Consider the following 15,536-nt stretch of genomic DNA (forward strand, 5'->3'; position numbering starts at 1 on the left):
TTGTGGCTTAGTTTTTAGAAGCAGCTTGGAATTCAGGGTTCTTGAAGGCTTCGTCAATGATTCCCTTCAATTCAGTTGCAGAAGCCTGCATCTTTTGCAATTCCGCATCATTCAAAGGAATGTTAACAGGACGAACAATACCATGAGCACCGACAATGGCAGGTTGACCGATGTAGCAATCTGTCACGCCTTCGTATTGACCTTCTTGGAATACTGACAATGGCAGAACAGCATTTTCATCATCCAAGATTGCCTTAGTGATACGAGCAAGGGCAGCAGCGATACCATAGAAGGTAGCACCCTTCTTGTTGATGATGGTGTAAGCAGCGTCACGAACACCTTCAAACAAGCTAACCAATTCGTCACCTTGGAGGCCTTGGTTTTCTTCCAAGTATTGTTCAAGGTTAACACCAGCTACGTTAGCGTGTGACCAAACAGCAAATTCTGAGTCACCGTGTTCACCCATGATGTAGGCGTGGACAGAACGAGCATCGACATCAAGTTTTTCAGCCAGGGCTTGACGGAAACGAGCTGAGTCCAGAGAAGTACCGGAACCGATAACACGTTCTTTAGGGAAGCCTGAGAATTTCCAAGTAGCGTAAGTCAAGACATCAACTGGGTTAGCCGCAACCAAGAAGATACCATTGAAGCCAGATTTAATAACTTCAGTGACGATTGATTTGTTGATGGCAAGGTTTTTACCAACCAAGTCCAAACGAGTTTCACCTGGTTTTTGAGGAGCACCAGCAGTGATAACAACGAGGTCAGCATCCGCACAGTCTTCGTATTTAGCGGCATAAATCTTCTTAGGAGAAGTGAATGCAAGGGCGTGGCTGAGGTCAAGAGCATCACCGACAGCCTTTTCAAATAATTGTGGAATTTCAATAATACCAAGTTCTTGAGCGATTCCTTGGTTAACAAGTGAGAATGCGTAAGATGAACCTACGGCACCGTCACCAACGAGGATGACTTTCTTATGTTGTTTAGTTGCAGTCATGTCTAAACATCTCCTTAATTTTTTTAGGCCTAAGCCCATACAGTATTATCTTACCACCTTTTGATAGAATTGTCACTAATAAATCAAGGGAAAAGCAAGATTTGCAAATCAATGAAAGCTTGGTTTCACGGGCGAATATGCTGAAAAACCCCCGTCAATATGCTATAATAATAAGGTATATTTAAACAAGAAAGAGATAGATTTAATGCAAGACAGAAATCTCGTAAATGTGAATCTGACTAGTGAAATGAAGACCAGCTTCATTGACTATGCCATGAGTGTCATTGTCGCTCGGGCCCTACCAGACGTCAGAGACGGTCTCAAACCAGTTCACCGTCGTATTCTCTATGGTATGAATGAATTGGGGGTAACGCCAGACAAGCCTCACAAGAAGTCGGCGCGGATTACAGGGGATGTCATGGGTAAGTATCACCCCCATGGTGACTCCTCAATCTACGAAGCCATGGTTCGGATGGCTCAATGGTGGTCCTACCGTCATATGCTAGTTGATGGTCACGGAAATTTTGGTTCCATGGACGGTGATGGGGCAGCGGCACAACGTTATACCGAAGCCCGCATGTCCAAGATTGCCTTGGAGATGCTACGGGACATCAATAAAAATACGGTTGACTTCCAAGATAACTATGATGGAAGCGAGAAGGAACCCTTGGTACTCCCATCTCGCTTCCCCAATCTTTTGGTTAATGGGGCGACTGGGATTGCTGTTGGGATGGCGACCAACATCCCTCCTCATAATCTAGGCGAGGCCATTGACGCTGTCAAACTGGTGATGGATAAGCCAGAGGCAACCACCAAGGAAATTATGGAAGTCATGCCTGGGCCAGATTTTCCAACTGGGGCTTTAGTTATGGGGAAATCAGGTATTCACCGTGCTTATGAAACGGGGAAGGGCTCCATCGTTCTACGTTCCAGAACCGAGATTGAAACAACCAAGTCTGGTCGTGAACGCATTGTTGTGACGGAATTCCCATATGGGGTTAATAAGACTAAGGTTCATGAGCATATCGTTCGTCTGGCTCAAGAGAAGCGGGTAGAAGGTATTATCGCAGTTCGAGATGAGTCCAGTCGAGAAGGGGTTCGTTTTATCATCGAAGTTCGCAGAGATGCATCGGCTAATGTTATTCTCAACAACCTTTTCAAATTGACCAGCCTGCAAACTAATTTTAGTTTCAACATGCTGGCCATTGAAAAGGGTGTGCCAAAGATTCTGTCTCTGCGACAAATCATTGACAATTATATTGAGCACCAAAAGGAAGTCATTGTCCGTCGGACTCGTTTCGATAAAGAAAAGGCTGAGACTAGAGCTCACATTTTAGAAGGTTTGCTGATTGCCTTGGACCACTTGGATGAGGTTATTGCTATTATCCGTGGCAGTCAGACCGATGCAGAAGCTCAGACCCAACTCATGTCTCGCTTTGACCTGTCTGAACGTCAAAGTCAAGCTATCTTGGATATGCGTCTACGCCGTTTGACCGGTTTGGAACGCGATAAGATTCAAAATGAATATAATGATCTCTTAGCTCTGATTGCTGATTTGGCAGATATTTTGGCCAAGCCAGAAAGAGTTGTGGCAATCATCAAGGATGAGATGGACGAAATCAAACGCAAATACGCTGATCCTCGTCGAACTGAGCTTATGGTTGGTGAAGTGCTTTCCTTGGAAGATGAAGATCTGATTGAGGAAGAAAATGTTCTGATTACCCTTTCTAATAAGGGCTATATTAAGCGTTTGGATCAAGATGAGTTTCGGGCTCAAAAACGTGGTGGTCGTGGTGTACAAGGTACCGGGGTCAATGATGATGATTTTGTAAAGGACTTAGTTTCAACCAGTACCCATGATGTGGTTCTCTTCTTTACCAACCAAGGTCGAGTTTATCGTCTCAAGGGGTATGAGATTCCTGAATACGGTCGGACAGCCAAGGGACTGCCAGTTGTCAATCTCCTTAAGTTAACAGAAGGGGAAACTATTCAAACCATCATCAGCCTTAATCAAAAAGAAATTAATGAAAAGTCTCTCTTCTTTACCACCAGGCAAGGGGTAGTTAAACGCACCAGCATTTCTGAATTTGCCAACATTCGTCAAAATGGTTTGCGGGCTCTTAACCTCAAAGAAGGTGACGAGCTTATCAATGTCCTTCTGACGACGGGTCATGATGATATCATTATTGGTACTCAATTCGGTTATTCGATTCGTTTCAGGGAAGAAGTAGTTCGTAATATGGGCCGTGGTGCTACCGGTGTCAAGGGGATTACCTTACGTGATGGCGATCAAGTCATTGGTGCCTCTGTTATTACTGATGACCAAGAGGTGCTTGTCATTACCGAAAAAGGCTATGGTAAACGTACTTTAGCAAGTGAATATCCAACCAAGGGTCGCGGCGGTAAAGGGATTAAGACTGCGAATATCACTAGCAAGAATGGTCCGTTAGCTGGTCTTGTAACTGTTAATGGCCATGAAGATATTATGATTATGACTGATACTGGTGTTATTATCCGGACAGGTATCTCTAATATCTCACAAACAGGTCGTTCAACTATAGGTGTTAAAGTCATGCGCTTGGACGAAAATGCTAAAATTGTGACCCTTGCCCTTATTGAAACTGAAGAGAATGATGAAGAAGAGAAGGAGAAAGAGGTTAATGAAGAAAGCTAAATCTCGACAGTCGGATTTCCGTACGAGGAAAGATTCTTCAAAGAAAAAGCATCATTGGTTTAGAACGATTTTGGTTTTTCTGCTTTTGTTGGTCGGACTTGCTCTGGTCTTTAATCGCTCGATTCGTAATTCAGTGATTGCTTGGAACACCAATAAGTACCAAGTTTCAAAAGTTGATAAAAAGACCTTGACCAAAAACAAGAAGGCTAAGGTTAACTATGACTTTGATTCTGTTAAGTCGGTGTCAGCACAATCGGTTATCAGCTCCCAGATGGATGCTCAAGATTTACCGGTTATTGGCGGGATTGCCATTCCTGATTTGGAACTCAACCTGCCTATTTTTAAGGGATTAGGTAATACGGAGCTTTCTTATGGTGCTGGTACCATGAAAGAAAATCAAGTCATGGGAGGCACTAATAACTACGCCTTAGCCAGTCACCATGTTTTTGGGGTTAACGGCGCTTCTAAGATGCTCTTTTCTCCTTTGGACAATGCTAAAAATGGTATGGAAATTTACTTGACTGACAAAAATAAGATATATACTTATACCATTTCTGAAGTCAAGACTGTCAATCCTTCTGATGTTGCTGTAATTGATGATACACCTGGAGCTAAGACCCTAACTCTGGTTACCTGTGATGATGCGGAGGCCAGCCATCGGATTATCGTATCAGCCAACTACAAAGATGAGGTCTCCTATGATAAGGCTTCTCAGAAGATGATTGATGCCTTTAATCGCCCTTATAACCAATTGTCCTTATAGATTTAAAGAAGTGATAAAAAATCAGCTCCTCATGAAAGAGCTGATTTTTTTGGAGTTAAAAGTTCAATTGGATTTTAAAACTTTAAAAAGACTGAAGCAAAAGCACAGACCTAGAATCGTCAACCCAATTTTCCTAGCACTATAAGGTAAGTCGGGAAAGAAATTGGCAAGGTTAGCAGTTAGATGAATTGTGATGATAAATAGTAGTGAGTCCGTCTTTTGATAGAGGTAGGCCAGAAATAACCCCAGTGTAATTGCTGCCAAGCTTTGGCCTAGTCCAAATTGGAGATGGATGAGTCCAAAGCTCAAACTGGAAACTAGGAGAGCTGGAGTTAAGCCATAGATCTTATATAAATTTTTAAATATAAGATAACGAAAAAGGACTTCTTCAGTAATAGGTGAAATTATTAGCACTGATAATATCAGCAGAGGGAAACCGAATGAACCAAAAAAATTTGACTCTGGCTTAGTGCGACTTCTTGAATTGCCGATTGATTTGGACAAAGCTGGGTAAAGAGATAACTTCCTAAAAAACTGGTGAGACAAGTAGTTATCCAACCGATATTGCTAGAACTTCTTATATTTAAATTCTTTTCATTTTTAGAATGACTAGTAAGGTAGACCAAAAACAGAAAGGTGAGATTTGCTAGGGGGGATGAAATCAGGATGAGCCTTGTGCTCAGGTCAGCAAAGTCTCCTGAAGTCAATGTTAGATAAATAAAAGGTAGAAAAAGACTTGTTAATGCTTGAAGGAACAGGTAGCCCAGCAACCATGCTAAGCATTTGGCAACAACTTTCATAGATCCTCCATAATTTTGAATCGCCAGATAAAAACTCACCGATGAAGATTCAATCGGTGAGTTTTGTCAGACAAGATTATTTCACAAAATCGTTAATTTGGGCTTCAATGGTTGCGATCTTAGCCTTAGCATCGTCTTGGGATGAACCGACAGTTGCAATGTAGAACTTGATTTTTGGTTCGGTTCCAGAAGGGCGAACGGCAATCCAAGAGTCATCGCTGAGGTGATATTTGAGAACGTTGCTTGGCGGTGTCGTCAATTTCTCAATGCTGCCATCTTGGCTAGTTGCAGTTAATTCTAGGAAGTCTTCAGTTTTAACAGTAGCTGTATCGTTGAAATCCTTTGGACCATTGTTGCGGAACTTGTCCATAATCTTCTTGATTTCGGAAGCTCCATCAACACCAGACAGGGTGACAGAAATAGTCTTTTCAGCATAGTAGCCGTATTCCTTATAGATTTCAGCGATGCCATCGGCCAAGGTCATGCCGCGAGAGCGATAGTAGGCTGCAATTTCGGCAACAATTAGAACAGCTTGAACAGCATCCTTATCACGAACAAATGGTTTGATGAGGTAGCCAAAGCTTTCTTCAAAACCAAAGAGATAAGTGTGGTTGCCCTTGTCTTCAAATTCTTGAATCTTTTCAGCGATGAATTTGAAACCAGTCAGAACGTTGAACATGGTAGCCCCGTAACTTTGGGCAATCTTGGTTACCAATTCAGTTGAAACGATTGATTTACAAAGGGCAGCATTGCTAGGTAGGGTACCTGCTGTCTTGTGGGCTTCCAAGATATACTTGGCAATCAAGGCACCAATTTGGTTACCGGAAAGATTGAGGTAGGAACCATCTGGTTGGCGAATTTCAACACCAAGGCGGTCAGCATCAGGGTCGGTAGCCACCAGAACATCGGCATCGACTTGCCGTCCTAATTCTTCAGAAAGAGCAAAGGCTGACTGATTTTCTGGGTTTGGTGATTTGACGGTTGAGAAATCAGGGTCAGCAACAGCTTGAGCTTCTACGACTTGGACAGAATCAAAGCCAGCTTGAGCTAAAGCCCGACGGGCCAACATTTCACCGGTACCATGAAGAGGGGTATAGACAATCTTCATGTCCTTACCATAGTCATCAATTAATTTTTGGTTGATATTGACCTCTTTAACTTCTTTGAGGTATTCCTTATCAACGTCTTCACCGATGACAGTAATCAGACCAGAAGCTTTAGCTTGATCCAAATCAGCAAGAGCAATTTCAAATGGATTATCAATGGCACGGATAAATTCAGTCAGTGCATCAGCGTCGTGAGGTGGCATTTGTCCTCCATCTTCGCCGTAGACCTTATAACCATTAAATTGTTTAGGGTTATGGCTGGCGGTTACCATGATACCAGCAAAGGCCCCCAAGTGACGAACGGCAAAAGAAAGCTCAGGCGTTGGCCGCAGGCTTTCAAAGACATAAGATTTAATGCCGTGTTGGGCCAAGACTTGTGCCGATTCGAAGGCGAATTCAGATGAGAAGTGACGAGAGTCGTAGGCGATAGCAACCCCTCTGTCTTTGGTCGCTTGGTCTTTTGTTTCAAAGAGTTTTGCTAGGCCTTCGGTTGCTTGACGGACGACATAGATATTGATTCGGTTCGTACCAGCACCAATAATTCCCCGCATACCAGCGGTTCCGAATTCTAGATTAGTATAAAAAGCGTCTTCCTTAGTGGCTTCATCCATCTTGACAAGTTCATCGTGAAGATAGTCAGGAAGATCCTTATAATTGAGCCATTTTTGATAGTTTTCAGTATAAGTCATAGTTGCCTCCTCTATATTTTAACCGCTTTCATTATACCATATCATTAAGACAGCTTCAAGATTTGACCGAGGGTGAATAATCAATAAAAATCAAAAGTTGCATTTTGTTATTTTCTTCGCTTTTAAATTTCTAGGCTTGAGGGAAATCTACGGAAATTACAATTGCAAATTTCCTATTTTCCTCACTAACTTCACAAGTAAATTATTATCGAGTTTACTTGTTCTGTGTCGCAATCTAAAATAGTCTACTGGACTATTTAGTAGGCAGTGCGGAAGGATGAAGAAATTATCCAGTGGATGATGTCTTGAAATCCAAGGAGTTTCATTGCGACACGAAGTTAACGCAGTCGATTTTATTGGCCTAACTGAGTTAATCAGGGAGCTAGCTAATCTCAATGGAGAATAATGTTAGGTCCTCGCCTCTTTAGGAGCTGAGGCCTTTGCTCCGTGATAAGATTGAGCCTCAGTCTCAGTCACAATCTCAATCTTCCGTTATAAGCGACATCGGGACTGTCGCTTACAATACTACGGCGAGAATATCAGAATAAATGCCCTTTGATAAGTGATAGATTGGCTTATATAGGTTGATAGTTTTGATTTTAAATGAGTGTAAATTAGACAACAAGGAACCCTAAACTGCTAGAGTTCAGGGCTCCTTGTTCTTATAAAATAATTTTAGGGATTAATTTTTTATTCGCTCCAAGGCAGGGATGAGGGCTAGAATAACAATCCCGGAGATAATCATTTCTGCAATAGCATTATTAGTAAAGACTAGGGCTAGCAGGTGCTGGACATTCCCGGTGTAGACTCCTGAAAAGAGGAGGTAAATTCCCAAGAATACAAAGATAGTATTGGTGAGCGAACCGATAACTCCCGAAAGTATCAGACCTATTTTATTGGTCATAATTTTGTAGATGAAATAGGGGAAGACCCCGATCAAAATCCGAGGAATGAGGGCAATCAGGAGGGAACGCCAAGAACCGTTTGGAGCAAAGGGAGAGAAGAGGTAGCTGGTTGGCAGAAGGACAATCGTGTTCCTAATAATGCTCATGACTCCCATAAAGCCGCCGAGACCGGCCCCGATTTTGGGGCCATAGATGATGGAAGCTACTATAACTGGTATCATGGTCAGGGTCGGTTTGATGGGAAAGACAAAGATCGCAAAAATCATTTGGCTGACAAATTCGATAACGACCATGGTCGCTAGAAGCAAGGCAATTTGAGCTACCTGACGGGACTTATTTCTTTGATTCATTTAGGGTCTCCTCAATCGTTTGAATAATGGTGGGCAGGTCGGCTAGGGCACCGCGACCGATATCGCCACAAGCAAGCTTACTAGAGCGAGGTTCAATCTCTCTGAAGCCAACCTCTTTTAAGGCCTTTAAATTTCTCTGGGTCAGGGGATTATCGTACATCTTGGTGTTCATAGCAGGTGCCACAAGCTTGGGTGTCTCGCTTGGTAGGGCCAGGGCTGTGGCTGTCACCAGATTATCAGCCATACCATGGGCTAACTTAGCCAAGGTGTTGGCGGAAACAGGAGCGACCAAAAAGAGGTCAGCTTCCTTAGCTAAATCAATATGATTGATACGGCCCGGCTGGTCTTCCGTCATGACATCCAGATAGACGGGATTCTTGGATAGGACCTGGAGGGTTAGAGGAGTGATGAAGTCGGTTGCCGCTTGAGACATGATGACCTGAATCTTATAACCCAGCTTTTTCAATTGGCTGGTCAAGTCTGCAGCCTTGTAGGCCGAGATTGAACCGGTGACCGCAAGTAAAATAGTTTTAGTCATCTTTTGTGACCCTTTCATAAATTTTTTGAGCGATTTCAGTCTTAGTTTTGGCAAGCTCTTGGCTGCTTCCATCAACTAGATAGGCCAGATGTTGCTGGTCATGAATATCAGCCAAATCATTGGCCACAATCAGCTCAGCTTGATTATTTTTTAGGCTGGTCCTAGCAACCGCAAAAAGTTCTTCCTTGGGAACTTGGACTAGGAGCTTAAAGCCAATCAGGCGAATAGCTGGGTTCCATTGCTTAACCAGGCTGATAATCTTTGGGGTCTTCTTGAGAAAGAGGACCTGATTATCAGCAGCTGAGGAAATCTTTGCCTCGCTATTCTTCTTACTAAAGAATTGGGATACATCGTCACTTGCTTGGAGCTCCGCTAGGTCAGTCATGTAGACTGGCGTGTAGTCAGAAACCGCCATGGAGTGGAACAGCACTTGGTGAGTCTTGACCAGGGGCTCTAAAGTTTCTGCCAGACTAGCCACGTCAGTCACGATGTTAATGTCCAGACCTGCTTGGGCTTGAGGTTTGACTGCTGATTTGGTTGTTACCAGAGTGACCTGGTGGCCCTTTTGCAAAAAGAGCTCGGCAATGATTTTGCCAAGGTTTCCTGAAGCATGGTTGGTAATCGAGCGAACCTGATCAATTTTTTCGGATGTTCCGCCTGATGTAATTAGGATTTTCATAGGTTGATTATACTAAAAAGTTCAGTCTTAGTAAATGATTTGATAAGGAAGAATAAGGTGAAGAAAGAGCAAGGGAAACGAGTAAAATCCGAACAAATAAATTTAAAACAAAGAAAATATGCGTATTTTTATCATATCTGCTATAATGGATTTATCCTATTAAAAATGAGGTATGTCATGAAGTCTGATATTGAAATTGCACAAGAAGTTGAGCTTCAACCCATCAGCCAGATTGCCGAGAAGGTTGGCATCGAGGCAGAGGATTTGGAGCTCTATGGTAAGTATAAAGCTAAGATTTCCCTTGATAAAATCAAGGCAAGCAAGGCCAAAAAGACTGGGAAGCTTATTTTAGTGACCGCTATCAATCCGACACCAGCCGGTGAAGGTAAATCGACTGTCACCATCGGTTTGGCTGATGCCCTCAATCAGCTGGGCAAAAAGACCATGATTGCCCTGCGGGAACCTTCTCTAGGCCCTGTCATGGGAATCAAGGGTGGTGCAGCCGGTGGAGGTTATGCTCAAGTCCTGCCTATGGAAGACATCAACCTCCATTTTACTGGCGACATGCACGCTATCACAACGGCCAATAATGCCTTGTCAGCTTTGATTGATAACCACCTTCACCAAGGAAATGAGCTGGGGATTGATCAACGCCGGATTATCTGGAAGCGGGTCCTTGATCTCAATGACCGGGCTTTGCGGCATGTGACCATTGGTCTGGGTAGCCCTGTCAATGGGATTCCGCGCGAAGATGGCTTTGACATCACCGTTGCTTCAGAAATTATGGCGATTCTCTGTCTGGCAACAGATCTCAAGGACCTTAAGGAACGTCTGGCTTCAATTGTTATTGGCTATCACTATGATAGAAGTCCCGTTTATGTGCGTGACCTCAAGGTTGAAGGTGCCCTGACTCTAATTCTCAAGGATGCCATTAAGCCAAATTTGGTTCAGACTATCTACGGTACGCCGGCCCTGGTTCATGGTGGTCCTTTCGCTAATATTGCCCATGGCTGTAATTCGGTTCTAGCGACGGCGACGGCTCTTGGTTTAGCGGATTATACTGTTACCGAGGCTGGATTCGGAGCGGATCTGGGAGCAGAGAAATTCCTTGACATCAAGACCCCAAATCTGCCCAAGGCACCGGATGCAGTAGTTATTGTAGCAACCTTGCGGGCCCTCAAGATGCACGGTGGGGTTGCCAAGTCAGACCTGACTGAAGAAAATGTTCAGGCAGTCAAGGACGGCTTTGCCAACCTCAAACGCCATGTGGAAAACGTTCGGAAATTTGGTCTTCCCGCTATCGTGGCTATCAATGAGTTTGTCTCAGATACACCAGCAGAAATTCAAGCCCTCAAGGAACTCTGTGCTGACATTGATGTGCCAGTTGAACTAGCAAGTGTCTGGGCCCATGGAGCCGACGGTGGTCAAGACCTAGCTAAAAGCTTGGTCAACTTGGTTGAAGGCCAAGATAGCCATTATACTCGTCTCTATGATAATGAAGCAAGTTTGGAAGATAAGATTAGGACCATTGTCACAGGAATTTACGGTGGTAAGGGTGTCGAGTTTGCAGCCAAAGCCAAGACGCAAATCAAGCAGTTCCAGGCCAATGGCTGGGATAAGCTACCGGTCTGCATGGCCAAGACCCAGTATTCTTTTTCAGACAACCAAAACTTGCTGGGGGCTCCAGAAGATTTCACCATTACCATCCGTGAATTAGTTCCTAAGACAGGGGCTGGCTTCATCGTTGCCCTGACTGGCAATGTCATGACCATGCCTGGCCTGCCCAAGCAGCCGGCCGCCCTCAAGATGGATGTTGCTGAAGACGGTACGGCTCTTGGATTGTTCTAATCTTCAAAAGTGCGTTATACTACATCATCACTTAAAAAGCCAACTTTGATTGGCTTTTTATAATGTCATGAAATTATGCCTGAGTATCTTCTGTTCTGGTTTATCCCACGCAGCTATGCAGGAAAGAAGTCTAATATCCAATGAGCACACTTTGCTGACTTTAGCCTAGTTATCCAAGCGCTGTTTATGCTCTTTCGGCTCGGCGATACTGAATAAAGTTGGTCGATTTCACTAACGTTGTGAAGGTAGTAAGGGAGCTAGGGAGTGAGACAATCGTGATTTCGTCAAATCGATTTTCCTCACTCTCTGATTTTTTAGATTCGATAAGAAATAGTCTATTCCCAGACTATTTCTTTCTCACCCCCGCACAGTTGATTAGGATGACCGCTATCACTGGTTTAACAAGGGAGATAAGGACCTTACCGCCGTTTCACTGGCATGTGAGTGACTAAACACTGAAGTATCAAGTCACTCATTACAAATCGACCACTGGGTCAAAGTGGTTGATGTTGAAAAAGTAATGAAGTGAGGACTTTTGTCCCAGCCTCGTTAGAGCACTGCCACTTTAGTGGTTGCGGTCTTTGCTCCTTTCTATTTTTGATTTTCATCGAGTATAATACCGAAATGGGAAAATGAAATTCCCGACAAGATTGATGAATGGGCAACACCTAAAAAGCTATTGATACAGGTAGAGGAGTGCTAGTTATCATTATCCATTGGCCAGAGAAGTGGCTTCATAGCAATTAATTGACGCAACTATTGATCCTTTGATACAATTGGAACATCAATAAAAAGGGGATTCTTATGGAACTATATGATATTATTGTTATCGGTTTTGGCAAGGCTGGAAAAACTTTCGCAGCAAAATCTGCAGCGCAGGGTAAAAAGGTGGCCATGATTGAGAAAGATGCTAATATGTACGGTGGAACTTGTATAAATGTTGGCTGTATTCCTACAAAAGTCTTGATACATTCAGCCGAAACTGGTCATAACTTTTCAGAAGCAATGGCCGAGCGTAAAAAAGTAACGGAGCGCCTGCGTGCTAAAAACTTTGCTATGCTAGACAAGGCTCCAACGGCTGATGTATACAATGCTACTGCCAGATTTGTTTCCAATAAAGTAGTTGAAATTACTTCGAACGGTGAGAGCAAACAGTTATCAGCCCAAGTTATTATCATCAATACTGGTGCAGTTTCAAATAGATTGCCAATCCTTGGATTGAAAGACAGCAAGCATGTCTACGATAGCACAGAGATTCAAAATTTGGAGCAACAGCCAAAACGTCTGGGCATTATTGGCGGTGGTAATATTGGTTTAGAATTTGCTAGTCTCTACGCAAAACTCGGTTCAGAGGTGACTGTCTTTGATCCTATGTCTCGGATTTTTGTACGTGAAGAAGAGGAAATCTCCTTACTTGCCAAAGAATACATGGAAGAAGCAGGGGTGGCTTTTGAGCTTAACTCTAATATCTCTCGAATATCTAATAAGGATGACTCTGTTATTATCACCACACAGAATGGCGATTATTCGTTTGATGCAGTACTTCATGCGACTGGACGGCGAGCAAATACAGATAGTCTTGGTCTTGAAAATACTGACATTGCACTTACTGACCGCGGTGCTATAAAGGTAGATGATTTTTGTCAAACCAGCGTTGAAAATATCTTTGCCGTTGGTGATGTTAATGGCGGTCTTCAATTTACCTATGTCTCATTGGATGACTTCCGTATTGTCTGGAATTACCTTAATGGCGATCGATCTTATTCTGCAGCTAATCGCCACCATGTTCCAAACACGACATTTATCAATCCGCCGCTGGCGCGTGTAGGAATTGATGAAGCAACTGCCAAGAAACAGGGACTCAATTACAAGGCCAATAGCCTACCGGTTGCTGGTATGCCAAGAGGACATGTCAATGGAGACTTACGCGGTATTTTTAAGGTGGTTATTGATGTAGACAGTCAGCAGATTTTAGGGGCAACTCTCTTTGGTCAAGAGGCGCATGAACTGATTAATCTCATTACTTTGGCTATGGATAATGGTATTCCTTATACTTACTTTCAACAGCAAATTTTTACACATCCGACCATGGCTGAGAATCTTAATGATATTTTTAATTTTTAAAAAAGATGAGTTTGAAACAAAGCTAGTTTCAGCTCAAAAAATAGAGGTTCACTTTTTGGTGAGTCTCTATTTTTAGTTTTGAGCCATTTTTTTATTGAGGGAAAAAATATTTTTCTCCGTCTTTTTTTGTCACGATTCTATGTTATAATTAGGAGCATATATTTAACCTGAGAGGGGAGATTATCATAGACGAAGAAACAAAAACAAGGCGGCTCTTAAAAAGAGGGCGGCGGAGCTTATTGCGGGGAATTTTTAGTCGGACGACGGTTATCGTCTTGCTGTTGATCCTGCAGCTTTATGTGATTGCGGCTGGTTATATCTGGTTTCAACAATACCAAATTCATATTCAAATTGTTGGTTTAATTATCGCAATTGCCTCGGTCCTTTATTTGATTAATAGTGATATGGATAGTACCGCCAAATTGACTTGGATGTTGGTGGTTCTTCCCATGCCTATCTTGGGAGGTCTCTTCTTACTTTACACTAAAATTGACTGGGGCTACAATGGGATGAAGCGGCAAACTATGGGCAATGTCGAAAAAACGTCACCTTTACTCCATCAAAATGATTCCGTTCTAGCCGAACTAAAGACTTCCCACAGCACAGCCTTTAATTTGGCCAAGTATCTTAGCTTTGGTGATAATCATTTTCCGGTCTATAAGAATAGTCAGGTTACCTATTTTCCATCTGGCGAAGCCAAGTTTGCCGAGCTTAAAAAGCAATTGCGTCAGGCCAAACACTATATTTTTATGGAATACTTCATCATTGATGAAGGCTTGATGTGGGGCGAAATTCTTAATATTTTAGAAGAAAAGGTGGCGCAAGGGCTTGAGGTTCGGGTCATGTATGATGGCATGATTGAGATGACAACCTTGAGTTTTGATTACAGCAAACGGCTGGAAAGATTGGGGATTAAGTCCAAGGCTTTCGCACCTCTGTCCCCCTTCCTATCAACCTATTATAACTATCGGGACCACCGTAAGATTGTGGTCATTGATGGTGAGGTGGCCTTTACTGGTGGTGTTAATCTGGCGGATGAATACATCAACGAGATTGAACGCTTTGGTCATTGGAAGGATACGGCCATCATGGTGCGTGGCCGGGCGGTCGATACCTTCTTGATTCTCTTCATGCAAATGTGGGGGACTATTAAGGATGAGCACAAGGAAGTTCAAGCCTACCTGAGTCACCATGAAAACAAATTGACAACTGACGGCTTTGTTATTCCTTACGGGGATTCTCCCTTGGATAATGAAAAGGTCGGAGAGAACGTCTACATTGATATTCTTAATCACGCCCGTGATTATGTCCATATCATGACCCCTTATTTGATTTTGGATAGTGAAATGGAGCACGCTCTCAGGTTTGCGGCTGAGCGGGGCGTGGATGTGAGAATCATTATGCCAGGAATTCCTGATAAGCAAGTTCCTTACTTCTTGGCCAAGACCTATTACAGGCCTCTCTTGGCATCTGGTGTCAAGATTTACGAATACAGTCCTGGCTTTGTTCATGCCAAGGTCTTTGTGGCTGATGATAGTCGGGCCGTTGTCGGTACTATCAATTTGGATTATCGCAGTCTTTATCACCATTTTGAATGTGCCACTTATCTCTATCATTCTTCGGAAATTCCTAAGATTGAGCGGGATTTCCAGGCGACCCTTGAAGAATGCCGTCAGGTTACTCCAGAAACCCTCAAGAAATTGCCTTTCTCAGAAAAAGCAATTGGAGCAGTAGTAAAGGCCGTCGCTCCTTTGCTTTAAATCTGATTATATGTTAGAATGATTGCATGCGATGAGTCGATTTGGTCTTTAAGACCATTTTCGCTGGGAGGTCATTAACGCAGGAGCGGACCTTGATAGTCTGTGTGAACCTTTCTATCACACTTTATAAGTGCCCTTGAGCCTAGGTGGAAACCTAGGCTTTTTAACATAGCTTCAAGAAAATTTTCTTCGTAAAAAAACAATAAAACTACTAACTGACTTAGTAGTTTTATTGTAGTTTTATTGTAGTTTTATTGTTTGACAACGATTTATAGATATTGATGAGGACGGTCAGACATACTG

At 43.0% G+C, this 15,536-nt stretch carries 12 protein-coding genes; 5 read left to right on the top strand and 7 right to left on the bottom strand.

All coding sequences use genetic code 11. The features are described 5' to 3' along the window. Positions 1 to 7 precede the first annotated feature (7 nt). The gene (locus BS63_RS0103015; RefSeq protein WP_019768616.1) at positions 8 to 997 is read right to left on the bottom strand and encodes an L-lactate dehydrogenase; all 990 of its coding nucleotides are present in this window, start codon (positions 995 to 997) and stop codon (positions 8 to 10) included. A gap of 205 nt (positions 998 to 1,202) precedes the next feature. Between BS63_RS0103015 and gyrA the strand changes: the two genes are divergently transcribed. Beyond that, a complete protein-coding gene (gyrA, locus tag BS63_RS0103020; RefSeq protein WP_002960625.1) occupies positions 1,203 to 3,671 on the top strand; it encodes a DNA gyrase subunit A in 2,469 nt (822 codons plus the stop codon). Further along, positions 3,658 to 4,434 (top strand): class A sortase, encoded by a 777-nt coding sequence (locus tag BS63_RS0103025; RefSeq protein WP_002960628.1) that lies wholly within the window; start codon positions 3,658 to 3,660, stop codon positions 4,432 to 4,434. Before gyrA ends, BS63_RS0103025 begins: the two co-directional genes overlap by 14 nt. A 63-nt stretch (positions 4,435 to 4,497) precedes the next feature. On the opposite strand, the gene BS63_RS1000000111505 is transcribed toward BS63_RS0103025, so the two are convergent. The 6 genes from BS63_RS1000000111505 to BS63_RS0103050 form a co-directional block, all read right to left on the bottom strand. Continuing rightward, positions 4,498 to 4,848: a CPBP family intramembrane glutamic endopeptidase gene (locus tag BS63_RS1000000111505; protein WP_231910496.1), complete on the bottom strand. Its 351-nt coding sequence runs from the start codon at positions 4,846 to 4,848 to the stop codon at positions 4,498 to 4,500. A gap of 8 nt (positions 4,849 to 4,856) precedes the next feature. Beyond that, positions 4,857 to 5,234: a hypothetical protein gene (locus tag BS63_RS1000000111675; RefSeq protein ID WP_019768612.1), complete on the bottom strand. Its 378-nt coding sequence runs from the start codon at positions 5,232 to 5,234 to the stop codon at positions 4,857 to 4,859. Between the two features lie 76 nt (positions 5,235 to 5,310). Next, positions 5,311 to 7,029, bottom strand: a complete 1,719-nt coding sequence (locus tag BS63_RS0103035; protein ID WP_002960630.1) for a phospho-sugar mutase — start codon at positions 7,027 to 7,029, stop codon at positions 5,311 to 5,313. Positions 7,030 to 7,711: 682 nt separating this feature from the next. After that, complete coding sequence (locus BS63_RS0103040; protein ID WP_002960631.1) at positions 7,712 to 8,284, bottom strand: ECF transporter S component; 573 nt, start codon at positions 8,282 to 8,284, stop codon at positions 7,712 to 7,714. After that, a complete protein-coding gene (coaC, locus tag BS63_RS0103045) occupies positions 8,268 to 8,822 on the bottom strand; it encodes a phosphopantothenoylcysteine decarboxylase (RefSeq protein WP_002960632.1) in 555 nt (184 codons plus the stop codon). The genes BS63_RS0103040 and coaC overlap by 17 nt, the downstream gene beginning before the upstream one ends. Beyond that, a complete protein-coding gene (locus BS63_RS0103050; protein WP_002960633.1) occupies positions 8,815 to 9,501 on the bottom strand; it encodes a phosphopantothenate--cysteine ligase in 687 nt (228 codons plus the stop codon). The genes coaC and BS63_RS0103050 overlap by 8 nt, the downstream gene beginning before the upstream one ends. Before the next feature lie 177 nt (positions 9,502 to 9,678). On the opposite strand from BS63_RS0103050, the gene BS63_RS0103055 reads away from it, so the two are divergent. From BS63_RS0103055 to cls, 3 genes are all read left to right on the top strand, one after another. Next, the gene (locus BS63_RS0103055) at positions 9,679 to 11,349 is read left to right on the top strand and encodes a formate--tetrahydrofolate ligase (RefSeq protein WP_002960634.1); all 1,671 of its coding nucleotides are present in this window, start codon (positions 9,679 to 9,681) and stop codon (positions 11,347 to 11,349) included. A gap of 804 nt (positions 11,350 to 12,153) precedes the next feature. After that, positions 12,154 to 13,473 (top strand): FAD-containing oxidoreductase, encoded by a 1,320-nt coding sequence (locus tag BS63_RS0103060; protein WP_002963218.1) that lies wholly within the window; start codon positions 12,154 to 12,156, stop codon positions 13,471 to 13,473. Between the two features lie 239 nt (positions 13,474 to 13,712). After that, positions 13,713 to 15,233 carry a cardiolipin synthase gene (gene cls / locus BS63_RS0103065; RefSeq protein ID WP_002963217.1) on the top strand — a complete coding sequence of 507 codons (1,521 nt, stop codon included), beginning with the start codon at positions 13,713 to 13,715 and terminating at the stop codon, positions 15,231 to 15,233. The last annotated feature ends 303 nt before the right edge of the window (positions 15,234 to 15,536 follow it).

The sequence above is a fragment of the Streptococcus sobrinus DSM 20742 = ATCC 33478 genome, assembly GCF_000686605.1.
GTDB classification, from domain to species: Bacteria; Bacillota; Bacilli; order Lactobacillales; family Streptococcaceae; genus Streptococcus; species Streptococcus sobrinus.

Coding starts and splice junctions, on each gene's coding strand:
- BS63_RS0103015 (WP_019768616.1), bottom strand. CDS start 997: ATGACTGCAACTAAACAACATAAGAAAGTCATCCTCGTTGGTGACGGT.
- BS63_RS0103060 (WP_002963218.1), top strand. CDS start 12,154: ATGGAACTATATGATATTATTGTTATCGGTTTTGGCAAGGCTGGAAAA.
- BS63_RS0103050 (WP_002960633.1), bottom strand. CDS start 9,501: ATGAAAATCCTAATTACATCAGGCGGAACATCCGAAAAAATTGATCAG.
- BS63_RS0103035 (WP_002960630.1), bottom strand. CDS start 7,029: ATGACTTATACTGAAAACTATCAAAAATGGCTCAATTATAAGGATCTT.
- coaC (WP_002960632.1), bottom strand. CDS start 8,822: ATGACTAAAACTATTTTACTTGCGGTCACCGGTTCAATCTCGGCCTAC.
- BS63_RS1000000111675 (WP_019768612.1), bottom strand. CDS start 5,234: ATGAAAGTTGTTGCCAAATGCTTAGCATGGTTGCTGGGCTACCTGTTC.
- gyrA (WP_002960625.1), top strand. CDS start 1,203: ATGCAAGACAGAAATCTCGTAAATGTGAATCTGACTAGTGAAATGAAG.
- BS63_RS0103025 (WP_002960628.1), top strand. CDS start 3,658: ATGAAGAAAGCTAAATCTCGACAGTCGGATTTCCGTACGAGGAAAGAT.
- BS63_RS0103055 (WP_002960634.1), top strand. CDS start 9,679: ATGAAGTCTGATATTGAAATTGCACAAGAAGTTGAGCTTCAACCCATC.
- BS63_RS0103040 (WP_002960631.1), bottom strand. CDS start 8,284: ATGAATCAAAGAAATAAGTCCCGTCAGGTAGCTCAAATTGCCTTGCTT.